The sequence below is a fragment of the Pseudomonas fulva genome (assembly GCF_023517795.1).
Classification (GTDB): domain Bacteria; phylum Pseudomonadota; class Gammaproteobacteria; order Pseudomonadales; family Pseudomonadaceae; genus Aquipseudomonas; species Aquipseudomonas fulva_D.
The window spans coordinates 3,812,282-3,830,697 of sequence record NZ_CP082928.1 but is presented as its reverse complement, the minus strand read 5'-3'; the positions used below and the strand labels follow the sequence as shown (position 1 = coordinate 3,830,697).

13 protein-coding genes are annotated in these 18,416 nt (G+C 65.7%); 8 read left to right on the top strand and 5 right to left on the bottom strand.

What is annotated here, in order from left to right:
* The first annotated feature begins 30 nt into the window (after positions 1-30).
* Positions 31-2,151, top strand: a complete 2,121-nt coding sequence (locus K8U54_RS17505) for a CHASE2 domain-containing protein (protein ID WP_249907010.1) — start codon at positions 31-33, stop codon at positions 2,149-2,151.
* An 8-nt stretch (positions 2,152-2,159) separates the two neighbouring features.
* On the opposite strand, the gene K8U54_RS17500 is transcribed toward K8U54_RS17505, so the two are convergent.
* Positions 2,160-2,756 carry an OmpA family protein gene (locus K8U54_RS17500; protein ID WP_249907009.1) on the bottom strand — a complete coding sequence of 199 codons (597 nt, stop codon included), beginning with the start codon at positions 2,754-2,756 and terminating at the stop codon, positions 2,160-2,162.
* A gap of 12 nt (positions 2,757-2,768) precedes the next feature.
* The gene (locus K8U54_RS17495; protein WP_249910465.1) at positions 2,769-3,122 is read right to left on the bottom strand and encodes a FecR family protein; all 354 of its coding nucleotides are present in this window, start codon (positions 3,120-3,122) and stop codon (positions 2,769-2,771) included.
* Between the two features lie 273 nt (positions 3,123-3,395).
* Here K8U54_RS17495 and K8U54_RS17490 point away from each other — a divergent pair, with 273 nt between their 5' ends.
* The 7 genes from K8U54_RS17490 (at position 3,396) to K8U54_RS17460 (ending at position 13,902) form a co-directional block, all read left to right on the top strand.
* Positions 3,396-5,459, top strand: a complete 2,064-nt coding sequence (locus tag K8U54_RS17490; protein ID WP_249907008.1) for an HD domain-containing phosphohydrolase — start codon at positions 3,396-3,398, stop codon at positions 5,457-5,459.
* A gap of 188 nt (positions 5,460-5,647) precedes the next feature.
* A complete protein-coding gene (locus K8U54_RS17485; RefSeq protein ID WP_249907007.1) occupies positions 5,648-6,355 on the top strand; it encodes a heavy metal response regulator transcription factor in 708 nt (235 codons plus the stop codon).
* Entirely contained in the window at positions 6,352-7,725 is a 1,374-nt protein-coding gene (locus tag K8U54_RS17480) for a heavy metal sensor histidine kinase (protein WP_249907006.1), read from the top strand. Before K8U54_RS17485 ends, K8U54_RS17480 begins: the two co-directional genes overlap by 4 nt.
* Before the next feature lie 133 nt (positions 7,726-7,858).
* The gene (locus K8U54_RS17475) at positions 7,859-9,022 is read left to right on the top strand and encodes an efflux RND transporter periplasmic adaptor subunit (protein ID WP_249910464.1); all 1,164 of its coding nucleotides are present in this window, start codon (positions 7,859-7,861) and stop codon (positions 9,020-9,022) included.
* On the top strand, positions 9,022-12,120 hold the full coding sequence (locus K8U54_RS17470) for a multidrug efflux RND transporter permease subunit (protein ID WP_249907005.1): 3,099 nt from the start codon (positions 9,022-9,024) through the stop codon (positions 12,118-12,120). The genes K8U54_RS17475 and K8U54_RS17470 overlap by 1 nt, the downstream gene beginning before the upstream one ends.
* Positions 12,117-13,505, top strand: a complete 1,389-nt coding sequence (locus tag K8U54_RS17465) for an efflux transporter outer membrane subunit (RefSeq protein WP_249907004.1) — start codon at positions 12,117-12,119, stop codon at positions 13,503-13,505. The genes K8U54_RS17470 and K8U54_RS17465 overlap by 4 nt, the downstream gene beginning before the upstream one ends.
* Positions 13,506-13,638: 133 nt before the next feature.
* The gene (locus K8U54_RS17460) at positions 13,639-13,902 is read left to right on the top strand and encodes a DUF2790 domain-containing protein (RefSeq protein ID WP_249907003.1); all 264 of its coding nucleotides are present in this window, start codon (positions 13,639-13,641) and stop codon (positions 13,900-13,902) included.
* 289 nt (positions 13,903-14,191) lie between these two features.
* Here the strand turns inward: K8U54_RS17460 and K8U54_RS17455 are convergent, their stop codons facing one another.
* The 3 genes from K8U54_RS17455 to K8U54_RS17445 all read right to left on the bottom strand — a co-directional run bounded on the left by K8U54_RS17455 (position 14,192) and on the right by K8U54_RS17445 (position 17,970).
* Positions 14,192-14,455 (bottom strand): hypothetical protein, encoded by a 264-nt coding sequence (locus K8U54_RS17455; protein WP_249907002.1) that lies wholly within the window; start codon positions 14,453-14,455, stop codon positions 14,192-14,194.
* A gap of 94 nt (positions 14,456-14,549) precedes the next feature.
* Entirely contained in the window at positions 14,550-14,825 is a 276-nt protein-coding gene (locus K8U54_RS17450) for a DUF1652 domain-containing protein (RefSeq protein ID WP_249907001.1), read from the bottom strand.
* Positions 14,826-15,093: 268 nt separating this feature from the next.
* Positions 15,094-17,970, bottom strand: coding sequence for a PAS domain-containing protein (locus K8U54_RS17445; protein ID WP_434060032.1), 2,877 nt, complete (start codon positions 17,968-17,970; stop codon positions 15,094-15,096).
* Positions 17,971-18,416 lie beyond the last annotated feature (446 nt).

Genomic DNA, 18,416 nt, shown 5'->3' with positions numbered 1-18,416 from the left:
AGTTCTCCCCCCTGCCCAGAGCCCTGATACATGGCTAAGTCTCGTCTGTTTTCCTCAGGCGGCGGCTTCTGCCTGGCCGTGTTGCTGGGCCTCTGCATGGTGTTTCTGCTCGACCCGGTGCTGGTGCAGAAGGCTCGCCACGCGGTATTCGATCAGTACCAGCGCTGGCAGCCGCGGCCTTACCAGGAGGCGCCGGTGCGCGTCGTCGACCTCGATGAGCAGAGCCTCGCGCGCATCGGCCAGTGGCCCTGGCCGCGCACCCAGGTGGCCGCGCTGGTGCAGCGCCTCGAGCAGGCCGGTGCCGCGGCGGTGGTGTTCGACGTATTGTTCGCCGAGCCCGATCGCACCTCGCCCGAACAGTTGCTGCGCGGCAACCTGCTACCGCCGGCCCTGGCCACGCAGTTGGCGGCCCTGCCGGACCACGACGGGCAATTCGCCGAGGTTCTGGAGCGCGGCAATGTGGTGCTCGGCTTTGCCGCCGAGCAGAGCCCGGGGGTCGACGGGCCACCCTTGAGCCGCTTCGGCCTGGTGCAGCAAGGCCCCTCGCCACTGGCTTTCGTGCCCGCCTTCCAGGGTGCAGCGCGCCCTTTGCCGCAGCTGGAGCAGGCCGCCCGCGGGCTTGGCGCCATGACCTTCAGACCCGACGCCGATGGCGTGGTACGGCGGGTGCCGCTGTTCGTGTCCCTGGCCGGCGAGCTGCGCCCCTCGCTGGTCGCCGAGGCACTGCGGGTGGCCCAGCGCACGGGGCGCTACCGGATCATCAGCAGCGATGCCGGGGTGCAGCGGGTGGATATCGGCCGGGTGCAGATCCCCACGGCGGCCAGCGGCGAGCTGTGGGTGTATTTCACCCGGCCCCAGGCCAGCCGCAGCATCCCCGCCTGGCAGGTGCTGGACGGCTCGGCGCCGCCGCTTGACGGCAGCATCGTCCTGGTCGGCACCTCCGCCCAGGGCCTGCAGGACCTGCGCTTCAGCCCCCTGGGCGGGATCATTCCCGGCGTCGAGGTCCACGCCCAGGCCCTGGAACAGGTGCTGACCGACAGCCTGCTGCTGCGCCCCGGCTGGGCCACGGCGGTAGAAGGTCTGGCCCTGCTGCTGGGCGGCCTGATGCTCGGCATAGCGGCGCTGTACGCCCCGGCCCTGTTGTCGGCACTGCTGATGCTGGGGCTGGTTGCAGCGTTGAACCTGGCTGCCTGGTACGGCTTCGCCACGCACCGGTTGCTGCTCGACCTGTTCACCCCGTCGCTGGGCCTGATGCTGGTCTACGGCGCGGCCAGCATCGTGCGCCACATGGCCGCCGAGCGTGAGCAACGCTGGATCCAGCAAGCCTTCTCGCGCTACGTGTCGCCCAACCTGGTCAGTCACCTGGTCGCCCACCCCGAGCAACTGGCACTCGGTGGGCAGCGGCAAAGCTGCAGCTTCGTGTTCACCGACATCACCGGCTTCACGGCGATGATGGAGCGCCAGGCCCCCGAGGCGGCAGTCAGCCTGCTCAACGAGTACCTGGAACAGGTCATCGCCATCGCCTTTCGCCACGAGGGCACCCTGGATCGCATCGTCGGCGACGCGGTGGCGATCATGTTCTCGGCGCCGATTCCCCAGGCCGATCACCCGCAGCGCGCCCTGGCCTGCGCCCTGGAGATCAACCGTTTCGCCCAGGGTTACGTCGCCGCTCTGGGCGAGCGCGGCATCACCTTCGGCCAGACCCGTATCGCCGTGCACAGCGGTGAGGTGGTGGTGGGCAACTTCGGCGGCGCGGTGATCTTCGATTACCGCGCCCTGGGTGATCCGGTGAACACCACCTCGCGCCTGGAAAGCCTGAACGGCCAGATCGGCACCCTGGTCTGCGTGTCCGGCGCCATCCGCGAGCGCTGCCCCGAGGTGCCGATGCGCCCGGTCGGCGAGGTGCTGCTCAAGGGCAAGGCCGAGACCGTGCCGGTGTTCGAACCGCTGGAGGCGATGGCCGTGCCGGTAACTGACCGCGATGAGGCCTACGAGGCGGCCTACCGCCTGATGGCGAGTGGCGCTGACGAGGCGCTGGCGGCGTTCGAAACGCTCGCCGGGCAGCGCCCCCGGGATGGCCTGGTGGCCTATCACCTGCAGCGCCTGCGCAGCGGCGAGCGCGGTAACCGGTTGGTGATGGCCAGCAAGTAAGGCGGGCCTTAGCGAACGGTGATTTCCACCCGGCGGTTGGCGGGCTCCGAGGTGTTGTCCGGGGTCTTCACCAACAGGTTGCCCTCACCGTGGGACGTCACCACCAGCTCCAGCGCCTGCAGGCCGTTCTCCTGCAACTGGCGGGCGATGGCGCGGGCGCGCAGCAGGCCCAGGTCCTCGTTGTCGATCTTGCTGCCAACGGTGTCGGTATGACCGATCACCGACACCGCCGACGGCCCGCGGTCACGCACGGTCTGCAAGATCTCGGGAATTTCCGCCTGGGACTTCTCGGTGAGCCTGGCGCCACCGGTCCTGAAATACAGCAGGTAGCTTTTCGGCAACGCCGGCTGGGCGGCCCGCGCGGCGGAGAAATCCTTCTCGAGCCTGGGCGGCTCGACCTGGAAGGGCCTGGCGCTGCTGCCGTCGAGGTTGACCGCATAGCCTTTCTGGTCGACCCGGGTCATGCCCTTGTCGGTCTTGACCTCGATGGCGCCGGTGCTGCCGTCCGGGCTTTCCACCAGTACCACGTAGGATTTGGATGCGCAGCCGCTGGCCAGCAGTGCGCAGAGCAGGATGGCGAACGCACGCAGTCGATTGGAGAACATAGCGTTTGGCACTCAATCGACCTTGACGAGAAAGTGCGTGCCGCGCACGCCGATGGTGCCGGTCGGGGTGTTGATCTCGACGGCCTGGGGCTTGAGCTTGGCGATGGTGCCGGAAATGTAGTCGAGCGTGCCGTGGCTGATCTTGGCGCTCAGCTTCAGGTCGTCCTGGGCGGGGTCGAAGATGAATTCGTCCAGGGTCAGCTCGCTGTTGGGGCCGAAGGACATCACCGTGTTGTCCTCCAGGGTCACGCCCATGGAGCCCGCCGGGCCGGTCTTCACCGTGCTGCCGACATACAGCGGCGTGCCGATCGTCGCCGGCACGGTCGCGCCGTCCCGGGTGACGCTAGCCTCACCCTGGACCTTCATCACGTAACCGATCGACGAACGGGGTTCGGCGGCAAAAACCGAAGTTGCTAGCAATACGCCAGCAAGTGGCCATATCCTGAAAGGTGCAAACACAGTACTCTCCTTTTTTAATCTCATTCCCTGAGTCGAACTGAGCGTTGCACATCCAGCCGCAGCACCGTTGCCTGGTCGGATGGTACGTGAAATACGCGATGGGACCGTAGCGCAGGTTGCAGTATGTCATCAGGGCAAATCAAGCAGCGATTCAGACTACGCTTCAGGAGCAGGAGCCTGGTGGTCACCCTGTTCCTGCTGCTGCAGCTGGCGCCGCTGCTCGCCCTGACCCTGGGGGCGCCGCCCCTGCTGGTGCTGGGCCTGTCCGTCGGCATCCTGCTGTGCACCATGCCGCTGGTGCTGGGCGGTATGCAGAGCATCGATCGCACCATCGACCTGCTGGTGCAGGACACGCAGAAGATCCGCCAGATGGATTTTTCCGGCGAACTGCCGCCGGCCTCGCTGTTCGCCGAGATCGAGACCCTCAACCGCAACCACATCGAAATGAAAGAGGCCCTGCAAAGCCAGACCCAGGCGCTGCAGGCCTCCCAGCTCAAGCTCGCCAGCCTGGTGGAAAACGGTCTGCTGCTGTCCTCCGAGCGCGACCGTGACGCCCTGCTGCGCCATATCCTGATGCAGGGCAAGCGCACCTGTAATGCCCAGGCGGCGACCATGTACCTGAAGACCGAGCACGGCACGCTGCGCTTCGCCCTGCGCTCCATGGACGACGAGCTGCCGACGGTCGAGATTCCCCTGCACGACCCGCACACCGGCCTGCCCAACGAACGACACGTGTCCACCTACGCGGCGCTGCACAACGAAACCGTGGTGATCGACGACGTGTACGGCGAAAGCCGCTTCGACCTCAGCGGCACCCGCCGCTTCGACGCCGAATCGGGCTTTCATACCGTCTCCATGCTCACCGTGCCCCTGGCACCACGCGGTGGTGAAGTGATCGGCGTGCTGCAGTTCATGAATGCCCTGGACGTGGAAACCGGCCAGGTCATCGCCTTCTCGCCGCCGGTGGTGGCCTTTATCGGCGCCCTCGCCTCCCAGGCCGCCGTGGCCCTGGAAAACCACAACCTGATCGATTCGCAGCGGGCGCTGATCGACGGCATGATCGAGATTCTCGCCGGCGCCATCGATGCCAAGAGCCCCTACACCGGCGCCCACTGCGAGCGGGTGCCGGAGCTGGCGATGATGCTCGCCGAGGCGGCCAGCGAGATGGACGAAGGACCACTGGCGAGCTTTCGCTTCACCACCGCAGACGAGTGGCGCGAATTCCGTATCGGCGCCTGGCTGCACGACTGCGGCAAGATCACCACACCCGAGCACGTGGTCGACAAGGCCACCAAGCTGGAAACCATCTACAACCGCATCCACGAGGTGCGCATGCGCTTCGAGGTGCTGCTGCGCGACGCCCAGCTCGAACGCCTGCAGCAACTGCTCGATGGGCAGGAGCGTGCACAGGCCGACGCGCAGTACCAGGCCTCCGCCCAGGCGCTGCAGGCGGAATTTGCCTTTATCGCCGGCTGCAACATCGGCAGCGAACTGATGAACCCCGAGCACGTTGGCACCCTGCACAAAGCGGCAGAACGCACCTGGCTGCGGCATTTCGATGACCGCCTGGGGCTCTCCCAGGCCGAGCTGCTGCGTGTGGCCGAGCTGCCCGTCGAGCCACTGCCGGCGCGCGAGCGGCTGCTGGCCGACAAGCCGCAGCACATCTTCCCGCGCCCGGAAACCAAGGATTTCGACCCCAGGTACGGTTTCCAGATCAGCGTGCCGGAGCACCTTTACAACCATGGCGAGCTCTACAACCTGAGCATCAGCAAGGGCACGCTGACCGCCGAGGAGCGCTTCAAGATCAACGAGCACATCATCCAGACCATCGTCATGCTGGAAAACCTGCCGCTGCCGTCGAACCTCAAGCGCGTGCCCGAGTACGCCGGCACCCACCACGAAACCCTGCTCGGCACCGGCTACCCGCGCAAGCTGGACGAGAGCCAGCTGTCCATCCCGGCGCGCATCATGGCCATCGCCGATATCTTCGAAGCCCTGACGGCCTCCGACCGCCCGTACAAGCAGGCCAAGACCCTCTCCGAATCCATCGAGATCCTCGCCAGGCTGCGCGACAACGGGCATATCGATGGCGACCTGTTCGCCCTGTTCCTGCGCAGCGAAATGCCGGTGCGCTACGCCGAGCGCCACCTGCACCCGGATCAGATCGACGCCATCGACGTGGCGCGCTTCCTGCCGGGAAGCCAGCCCGAGGCCCAGCCTGCTGCGGGCACGCCAGCCGGCTGAAGCCTGACCGTGACAGAGCGTCCGGCCTGCTGCTCCGCGGTATCGCGGTGCAAACGGAGAGTCGGGCTTTTCTGACAGAAATGTCAGGGAGCGGTCAGCTTGCAGACAACCGGTGCCCGGTATGCTGGGGAGTGATCTGGGCGGTAGGCGCTCCATGCCGGCCTGCGCCCAATGAGAGGAGGTGCCGTATGCGTTTGCTCATCGTCGAGGATGAAGAAAAGACCTCTTCCTATGTGCATCGGGGTCTGACCGAGCTGGGGTATATCGTCGATGTCGCCAGTAACGGCATCGACGGCCTGCATTGCGCGCTCGAACTGGATTACGACGTGGTGGTCCTCGATGTGATGCTGCCAGGCAAGGACGGCTACGGTGTGTTGCAGGGGCTGCGTCTGCAGAAGAAGACCCCGGTCATCATGTTGTCGGCCCGGGGCACGGTGGACGATCGCGTGCGCGGATTGCGCGAAGGTGCCGACGACTACCTGGGCAAACCCTTCTCGTTCGTCGAACTGGTCGCGCGGATTCAGGCGCTGATCCGTCGCCGCGCCAGCGATAGCGCCGACCTCACGCACCTGTGCATCGACGACCTGGAGATGGACCTGCAGGCGCGCAAGGTCACCCGAGCCGGGTTGCGCCTGGATCTCACGGCCAAGGAGTTCTCCCTGCTCAGCCTGCTGGCGCGGCACCAGGGCGAAATCCTCTCCAAGTTGATGATCGCCGAACAGGTCTGGGACATGAATTTCGACAGCGACGCCAACGTGGTCGAGGTGGCGATCAAGCGTGTCCGTGCCAAGGTAGACGCCCCCTATGCACGCAAGCTGCTGCACACCGTGCGCGGCATGGGCTACGTGCTGGAAAGCCGTGAAGAAAGTGGCCGGCCAGGCGACAGCCCGGTATGAAGGGATCAATCGCCAGGCGGCTGGCCCTGATGTTCGCGTTGGCAGCCATCGTGATCACCTCGACCAGCGCCGTGCTGTTGCGCTGCTCGTTGAAGCAGTCGCTGGAAACCCAGATGCACAACGAGCTGGCCCTGCGCCATTCGGTGCTCGACCCGGTGCTCTCGAAGTATGGATCGCCGGCGATGTGGGCGGTGATGCGCGACAAGTTGGACAGCCTGACGCCCGCGGACCAGCGGGTGCGCTACTGGGTACTGAGCGAAGACCCGGTTTACCGCTATGGCGGCGCGATGCCGGATGGCGTGGATCGCTCCCGGCATGCCGACGGCTTCGCGATCATGGAGATAGCCGGCCAGCACTGCCCGATGATGCTGCTGAGCAAGACCATACCCGCGCAGGGGAACCGCCCGCAGCTGCGCTTCATCGTCGGTCTGGATTCGACGCCGTTTATGGCCACTCTGGGCAATTTCACCAAGACCCTGATCCTCACCTCGGCACTGGGCATCGCCCTGGCGGTGCTGCTCGGTTACTGGGTGTCGCGCTTTGGCCTGGAGCCGGTGCGGCGCCTGAGCAACCAGGCCAACAGCCTGCCGCCCGGCGACTCGAAGCAGCGCCTGGAAACCGAAGCGCTACCGGCCGAGTTGCAGGAACTGGCGGTGTCGTTCAACGGCGCGCTGGCGCGCCAGGAAGCGGCCTGGTGTCAGCTCGAAGGCTTCAACGCCAACGTCGCCCATGAGCTGCGTACCCCGCTGACCAACCTGATCGGCCAGACCCAGGTGGCACTGGTCCACGAGCGTGACGCCAACGAGCTTCAGGACCTGCTGCAGTCCAACCTGGAAGAGCTCGAGCGCATGGGCAACATCGTCAACGACATGCTGTTCCTGGCCGGGGCGGAAAGCGGGCAGCGAGCCACCGAGCTGAGCGATGTTTCGTTGTACGAGGAGGCGTCCAAGACCGTGGAATACCTGGAGCCCGCCCTGCTCGACAAGCAGCTGAACGTGGTCATCCAGGGCGACATGCGGGTGCGCATCGACCGGCGCCTGTTTCATCGCTCCCTGGCCAACCTGCTGCACAATGCCGCGCGCTATGCGGCGCCGGCGAGCACCATCACGGTCAGCCTGGTGCGCGACGGCCTGCAGGCCGAGGTGAGCGTGTCCAACGCCGGTGAGCCTATCGACAGCGCGCATCTGGAGCACCTGTTCGAGCGCTTCTATCGTGCCGACGCCGCCAGGGCGCGCAGCGACGCGCACCATGGCCTGGGCCTGTCCATCGTGCGGGCAGTGGCGTCCATGCATGGCGGTCGTGTGTTTGCCCGCAGCGAACAGGGGCTCAATACCTTCGGCTTCTCCCTGACCAGCGACACGCTTCGCTGATTGTCGCGCGCCGTTTCGGCGGCCAGGCCTTTGCGAGCGCCTGACATTTTCCTGTCAGTAAGCGGTCACCTTGACGTCAGTCTCTGCGCCCTAGAGTGCGACCATCATCTAGGGGGAGGGGAATGTCGTGGCTATGCCCAATGCGTTCAGAAAATGGCTTGGTTCGGCTCTGTTCACGGGCTGCGCGGCAGTTGCCGGTGGTCTCTACTTCTGGCCTTCATCATCGGTGGCCACGACTGGCGCAGTGGCGCCGGCGGCGGTGCCCGTACGGGTCGGCACGGTGGCGCAGCGCGCGGTGCCGGTAATGGTCAGCGCACTGGGCACCGTGCGTTCCCAGCGCAGCGTGGAGATTCGCCCGCAGGTCGATGGTCTGCTGGTCGAGCTGCCGGCCAAGGAAGGGCAGTTCGTCAAGCGTGGCGATCTGCTCGCACGCATCGATGATCGCAGCATCGTGGCTGCCCTGGATCAGGCCAAGGCACAACTGGCCGTGGCCCAGGCCCAATTGGCGTCCGCCAGCCTGGACCTGGGCCGCTATGAGTCGCTGGCCAAGAGCCAGGCCATTTCAACCCAGACCCTGGATCAGCAGCGTGCCCTGGTGGCCCAGTTGCGGGCCACCGTACGCACCGAGCAAGCCAGCGTGGCGGCGCGCCAGGTGCAGCTTTCCCATACCCGCATCCATGCGCCGAACGATGGTCGGGTGGGGATTCACAACGTGCATGAAGGCGCCTTTGTAAGGGTCGGCGACGCGCTGGGGCTGTTCTCCGTGGTGCAGCTGGACCCCATCAGCGTCGAGGTGGCGCTGCCCCAGGGGATGTTGCCGCAATTGCAGGCGCTGCTCGCGCGCGAGAACGATCCGGCGCCGCTGCAGGCGTACGCGGGGCACGGCGGTGAGCTGCTCGGCGAGGGGCGTTTGGCATTGCTCGACAACCGGGTCCTGAGCCAGAGCGGGACGATCCGGGTCAAGGCCGACTTCGCCAACCCCGATGGCCGCCTGTGGCCGGATCAGTCGGTCACGGTGAACCTGCAGGTACGGACCTTGCCGGATGCCCTGGTGGTGCCGCAGCGGGCACTGCGCCTAGGGAGCGATCAGGTGCTGGTCTGGCGGGTGGTGGACGGCAGCGTCGCGCCGCAACCGGTCCAGGTGCGCCACAGCGATGAGCAGTTCGCCGTGGTCAGCGGCCTGAGCGCGGGCGATACCGTGGTGGTCGATGGGCACTCCAGGCTGCGTCCGGGAATTGCCGTGCGCATTCTCGACGAGGCCCAGGCGGCTGCAGTGACCGAGCGGAGGGTGTTCTGATGACCGGTCGCAGCCTGTATGCCTGGTTCATGGATCATCCGGTTGGCACCATTCTGCTGACCATCGCCCTGGTACTGCTGGGTATTCTGGCCTTTCCACGGCTCTCGATCGCGCCCCTGCCCGAGGCGGATTTCCCGACCATCCAGATTACCGCCAGCCTGCCGGGCGCCAGCGCCGAGACCATGGCCTCGTCGGTGGCGACACCGCTGGAGGTGCAGCTCAGCACCATTTCCGGGATCACCGAGATGACCTCGTCCAGCTCCCTCGGCCAGCTTACCCTGAACCTGCAGTTCAGCCTGGAAAAAGACATCGACAGCGCGGCCCAGGAAGTCCAGGCCGCGATCAACACCGCCGCGGCGCGGCTGCCCGAAGACATGCCAAGCCTGCCGACCTGGCGCAAGGTCAACCCGGCGGACAGTCCGATCCTGATCCTCAGCGCCAACTCCGACAGCCTGTCGATGACCGAACTCAGCGACCAGGCCGAAACCGTCCTGGCGCGGCAGCTGAGTCAGGTCCAGGGCGTCGGCCTGATCGAAGTCGTCGGCCAGCAACGGCCTGCCATACGCATCCAGGCGCGCCCGGAGGTGCTGGCCGGCGCCGGGGTGACACTGGCCGATATCCGCGAGGCCGTACAGCGCTCCAGCGTCAACCTGCCCAAGGGTGCGCTGTTCGGCGACAACCGTATCTCCACCCTGGCGGTCAACGACCAGCTGTTCGAGGCGCACGAGTACGCCGACATCATCGTCACCTATCGCCATGGCTCGGCGGTGCGGATCAAGGACCTCGCCACCGTCCAGCTGGGCGCGGAAAACGACTACACCCAGTACTGGCCCAATGGCCGCCCCGGTGTCGCCCTGGTGATCCGGCGCCAACCGGGAGCCAATATCGTGGCCACCGCCGAGCGTATCCAGGCCGCCCTGCCAGGCCTGCGCGCGGCGCTGCCGGCGGCCATGGAGGTCGAGGTGCTCAATGACCGTACCCGCACCATTCGCTCCTCGCTGCATGAAGTCATGCTGACCCTGGTGATCGCCATCGTGCTGGTCGTCGGGGTGATGGCGCTGTTCCTGCGCCAGTGGTCGGCAACCCTGATCGTGTCAACCGTACTGGGGGTTTCCCTGATAGCGACCTGTGCGGTGATGTACCTGGCGGGCTTCAGCCTGAACAACCTGACGCTGGTCGCCATCGTGATTGCCGTGGGTTTCATCGTCGACGATGCCATCGTCGTGGTCGAGAACATCCACCGCCACCTGGAGGCAGGCGAAAGCCGCTATGGCGCGGCGCTGAAAGGCGTGCGCGAGATCGGTTTCACCGTGGTCTCGATCAGCGTTTCGCTGGTGGCGGCGTTCATTCCGCTGCTGTTCATGGGCGGCGTGATCGGCCGCCTGTTCCGTGAGTTTGCGCTGACGGCGACCGCGGCCATCCTGATCTCCGTGGTGGTCTGCCTGACGTTGGTGCCGACGCTGGCGGCGCTGTTCATGCAGGCTCCCAAACACCGCGAGGGCAGCACCCCGGGCTTCACCAGCAGACTGGTCAGGGGCTACGACCGCGCACTTCGGTGGGCGCTCGACCATCAACGCAGCATGCTCGGTATCTTCATGCTCAGCGTGGTCCTGAGCGTGACCAGCTTCGTGATGATTCCCAAGGGGTTCTTCCCGCTGCAGGACACCGCCTTCATCATTGGCTTCACCCAGGCCGCGCCGGATATCGCCTATGACGAGATGGTCGCCAAGCACAAGCAGCTTGAGGCGATCTTCAGCCAGGATCCGGCAGTCATCAGCTACAACCACGGCGTCGGAGGCGCCTCCAGCGATTCCATCGGCAATGGGCGCATCTGGCTGGTGTTGAATGACCCTGGGCAGCGTGATGAGAACGTCAGCCAGGTCATCGACCGCCTGCGCCCGCAACTGGCCCAGGTGCCCGGGATTCAGGTGTTCCTGCGGGCCGCTCAGGACATCAACATCGGCGCTGGGGTGCCACGTGCCCAGTACCAGTACGTGCTGCGCGCGCAGAGCAGTGCCGAGTTGGCACAATGGACCCGGACGCTCACCGAGCGCCTGCGGCAGATGCCGGCGTTCCAGGACGTTTCCCATGACCTGCAGCTGGACGCCAACATCACCCGCCTGACCATCGACCGGGACGAGGCGGCCCGTTACGGGTTCTCGGCCGCCGATGTCGACAACGCCCTGTATGACGCCTTCGGCCAGCGGCAGATCAACGAGTACCAGACCGAGACCAACCAGTACCAGGTGGTGCTCGAATTGAGCACGGCGCAGCGCGGTAACGCCGAGAGCCTGGCGTTCTTCCACCTGCGCTCGCCGACCACCGGCGAGATGGTCCCGCTGCGCGCCTTCGCTCGCCTCGAGGCGCAGGAGAGCGGCCCCCAGGTCATCGCCCACAACGGCATGCTGCCGGCGGCCAACATCTCCTTCAACCTCAGCGCGGGTGTGGCCCTGGGCGATGCGGTGGCCCAGCTCGAGGCGCTGCAGCTGGAGGTCGGTATGCCGGCGTCGGTCACCGGCACCTTCCAGGGGGCGGCCCAGGCGTTCCAGGCCTCGCTGGCCAGCCAGCCGCTGCTGATCCTCACCGCGATGCTTGCGGTTTACATCATCCTCGGTGTGCTCTACGAGAGCTTCGTGCACCCGCTGACCATCCTGTCGACGCTGCCCTCGGCGGGCATCGGCGCCATCCTGCTGCTGTGGGCCTGGCAACTGGACTTCTCGATCATGGCCTTGATCGGGCTCATCCTGCTGATCGGCATCGTCAAGAAGAACGGCATCCTGCTGATCGATTTCGCCCTGCATGCCCAGCGCGTCGAGGGCTTGTCGCCACGGGAGGCGATCCACCAGGCCTGCCTGACCCGCTTTCGGCCGATCCTGATGACCACCCTGGCCGCCCTGCTCGGCGCGGTGCCCCTGATGCTGGCGTTCGGCACCGGGGCCGAGCTGCGTGAGCCGCTGGGCGTGGCCATCGTCGGCGGGCTGATGCTCAGCCAGGTGCTGACGATGCTGACGACGCCGGTGGTCTACCTGGCGCTGGACCGCCTGTCGCGGCGCCACAACCAGGCCGGGGCTGCACAGCCATCGGGAGGTGCGCTATGAAGCGGCCCCTGTACAGGCGAGCCTCGCTCGCGCTGATGGCGGTGCTCGGCCTGGCCGGTTGTGCGAGCCAGGAGCAAGCCCGGCCGACGCTGGTGGCGGCGCCAGCCACGACGCCTTCGGCATTGGCTGCCCTGTCGCCACGCTGGTGGGAGAGCTTCGAGGATCGGTCGTTCGAGCGCCTTATCGGCCTGGCGCTGCGTGACAACCTGGACCTGCTGAGCGCCACCGAGCGGGTCCGCGAACGGCGCGCCCAGCGCAGCCAGGCAGCGGCTGCGCTGCTGCCCGACATCGCCATCGGCGCCGATTACGGGGCTTCACGCAACGCCCAGGACGGCCGCACCACCACGCATTTCTACGGCCTGGACCTGGCCTGGGAGCTGGATGTATCCGGACGGCTGCGGGCCTTGCGCAACGCCGGCGACGCCGAGCTGCGGGCCGCCGCCGAGGACTATCGCAGCTTGCGCATCGGGCTGATGGCGGAAGTCGCCAACACCTACCTGAGCTATCGCCTGGCGCAGCAGCAACTGGCGATCGCCACCCGTGCCAGCGCCACACAGCGGGAAACCGCCCGGGTCACCCGTGAGCGCTTCGCCCAGGGCACGGTGAATCGTCTCGATGTCGAGCGCATCGAAGCCCAGGTGCAGGTGACCGAGGCGGAAATTCCCCTTGCCCGGCAGCAACAGGCCGATGCGCGTTACGCGCTGGCTTACCTGCTGGCGGCCGAGCAGCAGGCGGTCGACGCGATCCTCGCGCAGGGCGCCGAGACGCTGCGCAAGCCGCGCCAGGATGCCCTGACGAGCCTGCTCGAGGTGCCCGTGGAGATCCTGCGGGAACGGCCGGATGTCCGCGCCGCCGCAGAGCGCCTGCAGGCGGCGGGTGAGGTGCTGGCTGCCAACCGGGCGGCGCGTTACCCGCAGTTGACGCTGGGCGCCCTGGGCGGGTTCGAGCGTGGGGCCAGCGCGCCTGCCTGGTCGTTGACCGCTGGGCTGCTGCAGCCGCTGTTCGACTTTGGGCGCATTCGCGCTGGCATCGAAACCAGCGATGCACGCCGGGCCCAGGCGCTCCTGGCCTACGAGACCTCGCTGCGCCAGGCACTGCGGGAAACCCAGAGCGCCATTCACGCCTATGGCCAGGACTGGCAACGTCGCCAGCGTCTGGACCAGGCCGCGGCTGCCGCCACGCGCGCCGTCGAGCTGGCGCGTAACCAGTACGAGGTGGGCACCGTGTCACTGCTGGAGGTGCTGGACGCCGAGCGCAGTCTGTTCGACATCCAGCGCAGCCAGGTGCAGGCCGGCAGCGATGTATCACGGCGCTGGGTCGAGCTGCACCGGACCATGGGCATTGCCCCGCAGGCCACTACCGAGGCACTCGCCGTGCGCAGGTGATCAGGCTCGGCCAGCAGGTGCCTGGCGCGGACATGCCAGGCGCTAGGCGCTTTTCACCGGCTCAGGTGCGCTCGCGACCTGGGCCTTATGCAGGACCGTTCAGGCTGCGGGTCCTCAGCCTTGTGGAGTTCGGATGAAACGTCAAACCGGGTTGATCGCAGGCCTGCTGGGCCTCTGGGTTTTGAACAGCTCGCCATTGCAGGCTGAAGAGCGTGGCGAAACCACGGCCTATACCTACGGCATGAAGCTGGATATCGCCAGGGTCATTCGCATCGAGGAACCGCAATCGACGACCTGCGAGGTGGTGCAGGTGAAAATGACTTACGAGAACTCACAGGGAAACACGCAGACGCTCAGCTATCTGAAGCTGGCCGATGTGTGTGTCAGCAATGGGTGAGAGCCCGTGACGCTTGGCAGCCCATGACGCGGCTCTGGCGCGGCAGGTGGACGCCGTACGCCGTGCGTTCGAGCAAGGCATTGTGGGCCGCGGTCGAGGTACCGGTGAGGCGCGATGGATCGGCTCGCAGACATGGCAGCCGATTGATGCCCTGACCCACCGCCTCCCCGCCGGAGGAACCGCTATCGCTGGAGCCTCCCGACCAGCCCACGAACGGAGAGCAGGACGCCGAAGGGGCAATCGAAGCGCTGGGCAGGGATTTTCTTGCGACTGCGAGGCGTTGCCGTGATCAGGACGCGCTGGGGTGGTGGGTTTCGGGTAGCGGGGTAAGCGGAGGGTGACCGTCCTGCTGGTAGAGCGAGAGCTTCAGATCGGCCAGTACCATGCAAACCAGCGCGCCGTTGCGAAGTTGTCGGTCAGTGAACACGCGGGTGGTAATCAGCTGGCCAGCGTTATCCAGGCACTGCAATCTCACCATTCCCTGATGCGATTCGACTACCACGGTGAAGCGCTCAGCGACCGCGCTCGCAAATTGCTGGATGTAGGTGTTCATGCTGATCTGCTCTAGCCATGCAGATGAGAAAAAGTGTTCGAGGGAACGTTCAGAAAATTTTACGCCATGGCCGTGCGGTTTGTCCCGCCACACTTCACAGCTGGTGCAGCTTGTTCACGAAGTGGCTGGAGAACACGCTGGGCATGCGGGCCTCGGCCTGTGACTCGATCAGGTTGATCAGCTGGAAAAGCTCGGCGGGCGAAATCATTCTGCGGCAAGGAATAGCCTGGAGGGTAACGGACTCGCCGGTTTTCGGGTCGAGTAACGTTACATCCATGGTACGGCTGGTAAGGGGGGTGATGTTCACGACCAATGGTTGGAAGTACTGCCTGATATGAAGCACCGCCACCTTGAGAGGCATCTTCGCCATCAACAGATGTTCCCTGAAGTTGAAGGAAGATTTTGGTTGATGGCGCGTAGATGTCAACGGGCGTTTTAAGTCCCACTTAACCACTCGTCGGTCGCCAGGGTCGCTCCGTATCGCCCCCCTGGCCAACCTGGGGCATGGCGGCTGCGATAAGCGTTTCATACAGTGCTGCGGATTCCACAGGCACGGGTTCGCTACCCGCTGCCCCCGCTGACTTGCGACGGGGCAGCCCGGATCGACCGGGCTGCGATGGCACCCCGCCCGGCGCAGCCTAGGAATCCCCCATCAGCTCTCTGACGCGCGCGGTCAGGGTGTCGACGGAAAACGGCTTCGTCAGCACCTGCATCCCCGCTTCGAGATGGCCGTTGCCAATCACCGCGTTCTCCGCATAGCCGGTGATGAACAAGGTCCCCAGACCGGGGCGGACGTCACGCCCAGCCTCGGCCATCTGCCGACCGTTCAAGCCGCCGGGCAGGCCTACGTCGGTGATCAGCAGATCGATACGCACATCGGAGCGCAGTACCTTGAGCCCGGCCATGCTGTCCGCCGCCTCGATCACCGTGTAACCAAGCTCTCCCAGCACCTCGGCCAAGAGCATCCGAACGGTGGGCTCATCGTCGACCACGAGAATCGTCTCGCCAGACTGGGCCCGCGGTTCGTCCCGCGGGCCGGGTTCCTCCTGCTCGATCACGGCGTCACCCAGATAGCGTGGCAGGTAGATGCACAGCGTCGTTCCCAGGCCGACCTCCGAGTAGATGCGCGCCTGCCCGCCCGACTGTTTGGCAAACCCGTAGATCATCGACAGGCCCAGCCCGGTGCCGTGGCCGATGGGCTTGGTGGTGAAGAATGGATCGAATGCCTTGGCGATCACATCCGGCGTCATGCCGGTACCGGTATCGGTCACGCAGATGGACAGGTACTGCCCCTCCTCCAGGTCATGGGAGCGGGCGGCATTGCGATCCATCCAGCGATTGGCCGTCTCGATGGTGATCCGGCCGCCGTCTGGCATGGCATCACGGGCATTGATGCACAGATTCAGAAGCGCGTTTTCCAGCTGGCTGGCGTCGACCCGCGCCGACCACAGCCCCGTGGCGCCTACGGTCTCCACGCTGATGCTCGGCCCTACGGTACGCTGGATCAGATCGGTCATGCCCAGCATCAGCGCATTGATGTCCGTCGGCCTGGGGTCCAGGGTCTGTCGCCGTGAAAACGCCAGCAAGCGGTGCGTCAATGCAGATGCCCGCTTGGCCGCCCCCTGCGCCGCCAGCCGGTATTTTTCCAGGTCGTTGACCCGCCCTTGCGCCATCCTCACGCCCATGAGCTCCAGGGAGCCCGATATGCCGGTGAGCAGGTTGTTGAAGTCGTGTGCCAGGCCACCGGTGAGTTGGCCGACCGCCTCCATCTTCTGGGATTGGCGCAGTTTCTCCTCGGTCTGCATCAACTCGGCGGTGCGCGCTGCGACCCGTTGCTCCAGGGTCTCGTTGAGCGCTCGCAGCGCTGCCGTGGCACGATCCCGTTCGGCTTCCAGCGTGCGGCGCTCCTCGACATCGATCAGCACGCCGGGAAAGCTCTGCGGCGTGCCGTCCGGCGCATACTCCACGCGGCCGTTGCCCTCGATCCAGTAATACCTGCCGTCCGCACGCAACACCCGGTACTGGTGGGCATAGGAACCGCCGCGCGTGATGGCATCGTTGATGGCCGCCACCAGCCCCGCGCGGTCATCCGGGTGTACCGTCGCGTTGACCTGTTCGAGAGAAAGACCGCTGTGCCCCAAAGCAGGGTCGAGACCGAAGGCGTCGGCAAAGGCACTGTCGATGGTGAAGCGATCGCTCGGGATGTCCCAGTGCCAGGTGCCGATGATCGCGCCGGCGGCAAGGGCGAGCTGCACCCGTTCGATGTTTTCGCGGGCGACCGCTTCGCTGATGCGTAGACGTTCCTGGGCATTTCGCCGGGCGGTGACGTCATTGAAAAAGACGCCGATCTGCCGCTCTGCAGGGTCGCCGACCGGAACGGCACGCACGTCGAACCAGCGTTCGAAGGCCTCGGCATAGCTCTCGAACGTCGCCGGCTCGCGTGTCTTGGCCACACCTCCATAGGTGTCGAACCAGAACTGCTCCAGATCCGGGGCATACTCGGTCACCCATTTACCGCGCAGGTTGACCCCCGCCTCGCGCTCGAAGGCCGGATTCACCTCGATGAATCGGTAGTCCACCGGGCGATCGGCCTCGTCGAACTTGACTTCGACGATGGCGAATGCGGTCTCTATGGTTTCCACGATGGTCCTGAATCGCTCCTCGCTCTTGCGCAGCGCGGTGGCCGCCGAGCGACTCTGGGTCAGGTCGAGCATGGCACCGATCATGCGCACGGCCCTGCCCTGCACATTGCGGATCACGTGCCCTCGATCGAGCACTTCGGCGTAGGTGCCGTCCTGGCGACGAAATCGATATTCGTCCGTCCAGGCAGTGCCCTCGCCATCGATGACCGCATGGATCGAGGTATCGATACGTTGCCGATCGTCCGGATGAATCTGCGCCATCCACCAATCACCATTGGTTTCTATGGTGGCCAGCGCATGGCCATAGGCGTGCTCGAGCGCATCGTTCCAGAGGACGTGATTGGCCACCAGGTCCCAGTCCCAAATCGCGTCGTTGGTCGCCTTGGAAGCGAGGCGGTAACGCTCCTTGGCTTCCTCCATCGCACGACCGGCCAGGTGTTCACGGGTGCGGTCACGCAGGATCTTCATGAAGCCCAGGTGGACATTGTTGTCGGCGAACAGCGGCATCATTTCGCCGGAGGCCCAGATCTGCTGCCCGTCCTTGCGGATATGCCAGCGTTCGTCCGATGCGCGCCCCTCTCGCAGCGCCTGCTGCATCTCGTGTTCGACCCGGCCCGTCTGGCGATCCTCCGACGTGAAGAAGCGATCCGCCGGCTGGCCACACATTTCTTCAGCGCTCCAGCCGAACACCAGTGCAGCGGCCGAGTTCCAGTTGGTGATCGTCCCCGAGGGGTCGATGAGGATGATGGCGAAATCCACGGCGCTGTCGAATACCGCCCATTGGCGCGCCGCACGCTGGCTTGGCGCTGCTTCCGCGATGGCTCGCGGGGCAGCCGTCCGCTCGGCGCCATGCACCGCTGCGCGCAATCGCAGCACTTCCGCTTCCAGTTCTTCGCGAGAAAGGTGATTCAGGTTCTGGTTCACACGCACCACTGCTCTCCGGCGACGAGTCCGGCCAACGTAGAATGATCGGAGGATAGCCATGCTGGCGTAGCCGGCTTTGATTACGGGTTGTCCTGGGGGCTGCAAGAATGGCAGACAAACCCTGCAATGGACTGCGCCCTTGCTGCCGGGGTTCGAAAGACAGACGTGCGGGATGCTGTTTCCATCGTCAGGTACGGCCCGCCAGCGGATGCTCCCGCGGCCAAGCAGGCAAGGCCTGCAGATACCGGGTAGCCCTCGAGACCGGGCAAAAATACACCATCGGACAGAGGGCTTGCTTGTCACAAATGACCAATGGCCCGTGGACGATCCGCCCGGGCTGTCACCGAAACGACTCACCTCGATGCCCGAGCACCTGGCCCACGGCATCCTCGTGC